This window comes from Caballeronia zhejiangensis (assembly GCF_000698575.1).
In the GTDB taxonomy this organism is placed as follows: domain Bacteria; phylum Pseudomonadota; class Gammaproteobacteria; order Burkholderiales; family Burkholderiaceae; genus Caballeronia; species Caballeronia zhejiangensis.
Window position 1 is genome coordinate 92,045 of the sequence record NZ_JFHD01000025.1, and the last position, 7,665, is coordinate 99,709.

Annotated in this window: 6 protein-coding genes; 2 read left to right on the forward strand and 4 right to left on the reverse strand. The window is 64.5% G+C overall.

The window, feature by feature from the left end; genetic code table 11:
* Positions 1–38: 38 nt before the first annotated feature.
* Positions 39–425 carry a Cu(I)-responsive transcriptional regulator gene (gene cueR, locus BG60_RS25650; RefSeq protein ID WP_008349194.1) on the reverse strand — a complete coding sequence of 129 codons (387 nt, stop codon included), beginning with the start codon at positions 423–425 and terminating at the stop codon, positions 39–41.
* Positions 426–522: 97 nt separating this feature from the next.
* Between cueR and BG60_RS25655 the strand changes: the two genes are divergently transcribed.
* Both BG60_RS25655 and BG60_RS25660 read left to right on the forward strand, forming a co-directional pair.
* A complete protein-coding gene (locus BG60_RS25655) occupies positions 523–729 on the forward strand; it encodes a heavy-metal-associated domain-containing protein (protein ID WP_008349193.1) in 207 nt (68 codons plus the stop codon).
* Positions 726–1,664: a dTDP-4-dehydrorhamnose reductase family protein gene (locus BG60_RS25660; RefSeq protein ID WP_034473216.1), complete on the forward strand. Its 939-nt coding sequence runs from the start codon at positions 726–728 to the stop codon at positions 1,662–1,664. The genes BG60_RS25655 and BG60_RS25660 overlap by 4 nt, the downstream gene beginning before the upstream one ends.
* Here BG60_RS25660 and BG60_RS25665 read toward each other — a convergent pair.
* Genes BG60_RS25665 through imuA form a run of 3 tightly spaced genes read right to left on the reverse strand, consistent with a single transcriptional unit; the run spans position 1,658 to position 7,484 of the window.
* A complete protein-coding gene (locus tag BG60_RS25665; protein ID WP_081851885.1) occupies positions 1,658–5,110 on the reverse strand; it encodes an error-prone DNA polymerase in 3,453 nt (1,150 codons plus the stop codon). The two genes, BG60_RS25660 and BG60_RS25665, sit on opposite strands and share 7 nt — an antisense overlap.
* A 6-nt stretch (positions 5,111–5,116) precedes the next feature.
* Positions 5,117–6,676: a Y-family DNA polymerase gene (locus BG60_RS25670; protein WP_008349190.1), complete on the reverse strand. Its 1,560-nt coding sequence runs from the start codon at positions 6,674–6,676 to the stop codon at positions 5,117–5,119.
* Positions 6,621–7,484: a translesion DNA synthesis-associated protein ImuA gene (imuA, locus tag BG60_RS25675; protein ID WP_008349189.1), complete on the reverse strand. Its 864-nt coding sequence runs from the start codon at positions 7,482–7,484 to the stop codon at positions 6,621–6,623. Before imuA ends, BG60_RS25670 begins: the two co-directional genes overlap by 56 nt.
* Positions 7,485–7,665 lie beyond the last annotated feature (181 nt).

Here is a 7,665-nt window from a genome sequence, read left to right on the forward strand (position 1 = left end):
CAACAATCTGGTCGTTGCACATGCACCCATTTAGGGCATTACTGCGCCAGCTTGTCCAAGATCGGGCAATCCGGCCGCGCGTCGCCGTGACAATGATTAGCCAGATGCGACAGCGTGTCGCGCATCTCGGTTAATTCGGCGATCCGCCGGTCAAGTTCCGCAACGTGTTCCAGCGCAATCGACTTCACCTCCGCGCTCGCCCGCGACCGGTCCTGCCACAAGGCGAGCAGCTTGCGGATATCGTCGACGAGAAAACCGAGCCGGCGTGCCTGCCGCACGAAACGCAGCGCGTGGACCTCGTGATCGCCATACACGCGATATCCCGATGACGTCCGTCCGACCGGATTGAGCAATCCGACGCTCTCGTAGTAGCGGATCATTTTCGCGGTCACGCCCGAGGCGCGGGCCGCTTCGCCGATATTCATCGTCTGCTCCTGAAAAATGTCATTCCGACTCTACACCTTCCCATGATGGCAAGGTATACGATGTCGTTGATCCGGACTTTTTCAAGGGGAAACAGCAATGACCGAATTCGAAGTTCAGGGCATGAGTTGCCAGCACTGCGTCGCCGCTGTGACGCGCTCGATTCAGGAAATCGATCCGCAAGCGCAAGTTCGCGTCGATCTGGAGCGAGGCAAGGTCGCCGTCGAATCCGCAAAATCGAACGATGCGCTCAAGGAAGCCATCGACGAGGCCGGCTATACGGTCGTCGGCGTCGCTTCGGCATGAGGCAAAACGAGCGCTTTACCGTCGCGCTGATCGGGGCGTCGGGGTTGCTGGGCCGGGCGGTTGCCACGGAACTGGCGAGCGCGGCCAGCACGCAGACGTGGCGCGTCGTGCATACGGCTCACCGGCGCGCCGACGCCGCGAGCGTGAAGCTCGACCTGCTCGACCATGACGCGGTACGCGCGTTCGTGCGCGATCTCGCGCCGGATGCGATCGTGGTCGCGGCAGCGGAGCGGCGTCCGGACATCTGCGAAAACGATCCGGCGCTCGCGCGCGCGTTGAATGTCGAGGCGTTGAGCGTGATCGCCACCGAAGCGCGCGCGCTCGGCACATGGGTATTGTCGATTTCGACCGACTACGTCTTCGACGGCGCGTCGCCGCCCTATTTGCCCGACGACGCGCCCGCGCCGCTCAACGCCTACGGCCAGAGCAAGCTCGACGGCGAACGCGCGCTGCTCGCGAGCGATCCGATGTCCTGCGTGCTGCGTCTGCCGCTGCTTTACGGGCCGTTCACCGACTGGAGCGAATCTGCGGTGACGAGCCTCACGCCCGCGATCGTGAAATCGTCCGAGGCGGCCGGCGCGCCCGCCTCGATGGACGCCTGGGCGACGCGTTATCCGACATACACGCCCGATGTCGCCGTGGTGATTCGCGGCATGCTCGAACATCACGCGAAAGGCGCGACGATCTCCGGGATCGCGCAATGGTCCGGCGACGAGCCGATGACGAAGTTCGATATCGCCGAACGCATCGCGCGAGCACTGAAAGTGGACGCGAAGCTCGTTGCGCAGCGCACGCCCGCGGACGCGACGCCGCGCCCGCGCGACTGTCATCTCGATTCCGGCCGGCTGGAAGCGCTGGGCATCGGCCGGCGCACGCCGTTCGACATCGCGATCGGCAGACTGCTCGCGAAGTATCCGGACGTCTCATCTCAGTGAAAATCGCGGCTCGGCGCGGCCAGGCGGCCGAGCAAAGCACTATGGTCTTCGAGCCGCTGCGCCACCAGATGGCGCACCTCGCCTTCCATTTGCCAGACGCCGTGCACGCCGAGCAGCGACGCGCCTAGCAGCACCTTGCGCTGTTTCTCGACGAGCCCCGGCCAGACGATCACGTTGATTGCGCCCGTTTCGTCCTCGATCGATACGAAAATCGTGCCGTTGGCCGTGCCCGGCCGCTGCCGCACCGTCACGATGCCGCACGCCCGCACGAAGCGCCCGTTTCTGATATCCGCGAGTTCGGCCGCGGTCTTGAAGCGCATACGCGCGAGCTTCGCGCGCAAAAGCGCGAGCGGATGCCGATTGAGCGTGAGCCCGAGACTCGCGTAATCGTCGACGATTTCGCGACCTTCCGATGCTTCCGGCAGCAGCAGCGGCGCCTCGCTCATCGGCGCGTCGCGCAGCAATTCCGGCGCGCGCTGCTGTGCGGTGACCGCCCACCACGCCTGACGCCGGTGTCCTGCAATGCTCGCGAGCGCATTGCCCGCCGCGAGCGCTTCGAGTTCGCGGCGCGACAACGCGGCACGGCGCGTGAGATCGTCGACATCGATGAACGGCGCTTCTGCGCGCGCGGCCATGATCCGCTCGGCCGCCGCTTGCGGCAGACCTTTGATCAGTTGCAGGCCGATCCGCACGCCTGGCCCTTTCGCGCCGTATTGCCGTCCATCCAGCTCGACGCGCTTTCTGAGCCTGCGCGCCGCTCGCTGCACGGTCTTCCGGAACACGCGATCCGACTCTGCCGCACCGTAAAACTGTTGACGCCGCCGCTCCTTGCCGGCATCGAACCCGATGCGCTCGCCATCGCCGGCGCGCGCTTCCAGCACCGACTCCCAATCACTCAGCGAAACATCGGGCGCGAACACCGGCACGCCGTGACGCCGCGCGTCCTGCACGAGTTGCGACGGCGAATAAAAGCCGAGCGGCTGGCTGTTCAGCAGGCCGGCCAGAAACGCCGCGGGCTCGTAACGCTTGATCCACGCGCTGAAATAGACGAGCAGCGCGAAGCTCGCCGAGTGACTCTCAGGAAAGCCGTATTCGCCGAAACCCTCGATCTGCTTGCACACGCGCGCGGCGAAATCGTGCTCGTAGCCGCGCGCGAGCATCTTCTGCATGAGATCGGCTTGATACTTTTCCAGATGACTGCCGCGGCGCCACGCGGCCATCGCGCGGCGCAACTGATCGGCCTGTTCCGCCGTGTAGCCCGCCGCGACCATCGCGAGCTTCATCACCTGCTCCTGAAAGATCGGCACGCCGAGCGTGCGGCCGAGCACCGGCCGCAGTTCCTCTTTCGGATAATCCTCCTCTTCCAGGCCCTGCTTGCGGCGCAAATACGGATGCACCATGCCGCCCTGGATCGGGCCGGGCCGCACGATCGCCACTTCGATGACGAGGTCGTAATACTTCTGAGGCCGCAAGCGCGGCAGCATGCTCTGCTGCGCACGCGATTCGATCTGAAACACGCCGATGGTGTCCGCGCGGCAGCACATTTCGTAGACGGCCTTGTCCTCGCGACGAATATGCGACAGCCCGAAGCCCGGCACGCCGCGCCGCAGCGCGACGAATTCGAGCGCGCGCCGGATCGCCGAAAGCATGCCGAGCGCGAGCACGTCGACTTTCAGGAGCTTCAGCTGATCGATGTCGTCCTTGTCCCATTGAATCACGCAGCGGTCCTTCATCGCGGCGTTTTCGATCGGCACGAGCCGCGACAGACGTTCCCGCGCGATCACGAAGCCACCGACATGCTGCGACAAATGCCGCGGAAAGCCGCGCAACTCGCGCGTGAGCCGGATCAGATGCGTCGTGACGTGCGAATCGTCGCTGAAGCCGGCTTCCCGGAGATAACCCGCCACCGCCGACGGCCCGTCCCACCATTGCTGCGATTTGCCGATGCGCTCGATCAGCGATGCATCGAGCCCGAGCGCCTTGCCGACATCCTTCAGCGCGCTGCGCGTGTGATACGTGATGAGCGACGCCGCCAGCGACGCGCGATGCCGCCCGTACTTCTGATAGATGTACTGGATGACTTCCTCGCGCCGCTGATGCTCGAAATCGACATCGATGTCGGGGGGCTCGTTGCGCGCTTGCGAGATGAAGCGCTCGATCAGGAGACCCATCCGCACCGGATCGAGCTCGGTGATGAAGAGGCAATAACAAATGATCGAATTCGCCGCCGAGCCGCGTCCCTGACACAAAATCCCTTTGCTGCGCGCGAACGCGACGATGTCGTAGACCGTCAGGAAGTACTTCTCGTATTCCAGCTTCGCGACGAGCGCCAGTTCCTTGTCGATGAGACCGATCGTCTCGGCGTCCATGCCGTTCGGCCAGCGCTGCAGCGCGCCCGCCATCACCCGCTTGCGCAGATAGCTCGCGGGCGTCTCGCCGGGCGGCACCAGTTCCTCGGGATATTCGTACTTGAGTTCGTCGAGCGAGAAGGTGCAGCGCGCGGCCACCTTCAACGTTTCCCGGATCGCCTCTTTCGGATAAAGCGCGCCGATGCGCAACCGCGTGCGCAGATGCCGCTCCGCGTTCGCTTCGAGCGCATAGCCGCATTCGGCGAGCGGCCGGTTCAGGCGAATCGCGGTGAGCGTGTCCTGCAAGGGCTTGCGCGAGCGCGCGTGCATCAGCGCACCGCTTGCCGCGATGAGCGGCAATCCGCTCGCCTGCGCGATCACGCGGCACGAAGCGAGACGCTCGTCGTCGCTGCCGTCCTGCCAGAGCTCCAGCGCGAGCCACGCGCGGCCCGCGGCGAAACCGGCCAGCCAGTGCGCGCGATCGAGCGTATCGGCGAGCGTCGCTGCGCGCTGCGGCACGAGAATCAGCAGGCAATCGGGCAAGTGCTTCAGATGCGCGATATCGCCGCGCAAGTCCGATGTATCGGATGAAGCGGCGGGATCGGTGAAGTCTTCCGGACCGATCCGATAGCTGCCCTTCGGCGAACGCGCGCGCGCGTGCGAAATCAGCTCGGACAGGTTGCCGTAGCCCGCCCGATTCGTCGCGAGCGCGATAAGCGTGCAGAACGGCTCGCCATCGGCGTCCGTGAGATGCAGTTCGCTGCCGATGATCAGCTTCAGATCCTGGCTCTTGGGCGGCGGCTCGCCGGCAAGCCGCGCGGCTTCGGCGTCGGCTTGCGCCTTCGCCTCGATGTCCTTGATCGCGGCATGCGCGCGCACGACGCCCGCGAGCGAGCATTCATCCGTAATCGCGAGCGCGGTGTAGCCGTGTTCGAGCGCGGCCGCCGCCAGTTCCTGCGGATGCGATGCGCCGCGCAGAAACGAAAAGTTACTCAGGCAATGCAGTTCGGCATAACCGGGCAACAACGCCGACGCCGACATCGAGCCGGGAAACGCGTTGTCTCCATCCAGACCGATGATGTCGTTCAGATCATCCATCGCGTATCATCCGAAAAAACCGTGCAGGAACCAGTCGCCCGTAAGACGTTCGCGATAGAGCCAGAACATGCGCCCGCGATCGTCGGCGGCGACGTAGTAATCGCGCTGGACGCCGTTGCCGTCCCACCATCCCGCCTCGATACGCTCGGTCCGGCTGATCAGCTTCAACGGACGCCGATAGAACGGCCGCTCGTTGCGCAGCATCAGCTTTTGCGGCGTTTCGAGTATCCACGACGGACGCGGCTGCTGAGGCACGGCGAGATCGGGAAGTTCGAGCGGTTCGTCTGACTCCGTTTGCACTTCGGGTTCTGCTTCTGCCCTTGACGTTTGCGTCTTCGGCGACTTTTTTCCGCGCTTGGGTTTCGTTTCGCTTGCGGGCTTATAAGGTTCGACGGTCATCGCCGCCTCGGGCCGATGATCGTCGCGCGCGACCAGTTGCACCACGTTCTCCGCGCCCAGCCGCGCGCTCAGGCGTTCGAGCAGTTGCGCCATCGATTCGCTGTCGGAACCAGGCATCGGAAACAAGGTGTCGGGCGGCGGCGCATGCTCGCTGACCTTGTCGGCCAGGAGTTTCATCTCGATGACGGGCGCGGCGAGCGTCGTCTGATTCAGCTTCTCGCGCAAGAGCCACAGGATGTGGTCGGCGTCGCGCGTCGGCACGGCCCACGCCACCTTGAATGTCGACGTTTTCGGCGTGTGACGGGCGGCCAGTTCGTGTTCGAGCAAGAGCGAAAATTCGCTGACCGCCGCATGATGCGCAGAGAGCCAGCCGGCGAGTTGCAGCACGAGCCGGCGCGCGGCGAACAGCAGCGCCTCGGCGCTTTCCACGCGCGCCTGCAATTCGAGCCGCGCTTCGAACGACGCCGGCGCACAAAATGCCTCGCGCGGGTCGGGCGCCTGTCCGTACGCTTGCGCGAGCCATTGCAGAACGCCTTGCCCGAAGCGGCGCGCGACGCCCTTGCGCGGCAGACGACGCAAATCGGCGAGCGTCGCGCAACCGATCTGCTCGAACACGTTGCCGTGCGAATGCGCCGATGGGATGAGCGATACGGGCAACTCATCGAGTACGTGCACGAGCGTCGTCTCTTTCACGATGCGTACGCGCCGCGCGACCCGGCGCGTGCGCGCGTGCGCCAGCAGCCACGCGCCCCACGCTGTCGGCGCGCAGCCCATGCGGGACGTGAAGCCACATCCTTTAACCGTCGATGTCACGCTGGACAGCAACGCGCGCAATCCGCCGAAGAGCCGCATGCTGGCGCCGACTTCGAGCAGTACCGTATTCGCATGCGCGAGCACGACTTTGGGCGTGAACGCGAGCAGCGCCAGCGCAACGGCTTCGAGCGCGTTCTGCTCCTCGCGAATGTCGACGGCAAGCAACGTCAGTTGGGGCGCGAGCGCGAACGCATGCGAGCGCGTGCTGCCGGGCCGCACGCCGAGCCGAAACGCGACGAGATCGGGCATCAGGACGCGCGCGTGATCGGCTAGCGCGAAGCATGACTGATCGATATTGTCATTCGCCGTCGAGCTCGCTCCAGGCGATGTCGAGTTCGCCGGCGCTGAGGGCATCGAAGGCGGCCTGACGGCTTCGAGCGATAAAAGCGGCAATGTCACCGCTATCCACAACATGTTTGACCTCTCGTGCTTTCCTTGCCTGATGCGCCCGACGAATATGTTCGGGCAGCGCAGGCATCTGCAGCGGCAAGTTCAACTGCAAGGGCTTGCCGAGCAATGGGCCGCGCCGCTTGATGATGTCGATTTCGAGCATGACGGCCTGCATCCATTCGCGACGGTTCATCGTCTGCGCGTTGGCGGGAAGTATCGGCTTGCAGACCATGCGCAGCGGCGCAGCGGAGGATTGCTTCGCCGCTTTGAGCGGGCGGAACAGAAATGCCAGCGACTGCGCTTCCTGAGCCGCCACCTGCAGTCTTCGCAAGGCTTTGGCATCGACTTGTGGTAGCCAGATCAGCACTGCGCCGATGCCTTCCTGCTTCAACGACTGCTCCGCGGCCCAGAGCACCTGATCCTCGGCCGCTTTGACCCAGACCAGCTTGTTCACCGCGATGTTCATCGTCCGAAGCGCGGCCAGATTGGGCTTCCACGGTGGCGCGACGAAGATGACGGAGCGGCCTTTGCTTGCTGTCAGTTCGCGGATCGAGTGCGCGAGCAGTCTGATTTCGCCTACGCCACTCTCTTCGATCAGCAACTCGGTGACTGAGCCGGGCATCCAGCCTGCGCCGGGCAAGGCCAAGTCGAGCGCTCGAAAGCCGCTCGAGATGATGTTCGAATCGGGATCGTTGACCGGACTGCCCTGCCAGACCTGACGCTGCAGATGCGATGTCAGCCCGATGTCGAGCAATGAAAGTGCTGCACCCATGAGTTTTCCCCGTCCGACGCGAATACAGGGGCCTGCTCATGGCGCAAGCGCTCGGTGGCCTCCGGTTTACTGTATATTTATACAGTATTTTTGCGGGCGAGGGTAAACAGCTGGCGGATAGAAGGATGCGCCGATGGGGCGCGAGGCAAGTCACAGCGCGGGTTATCCGGATTCACGGTTG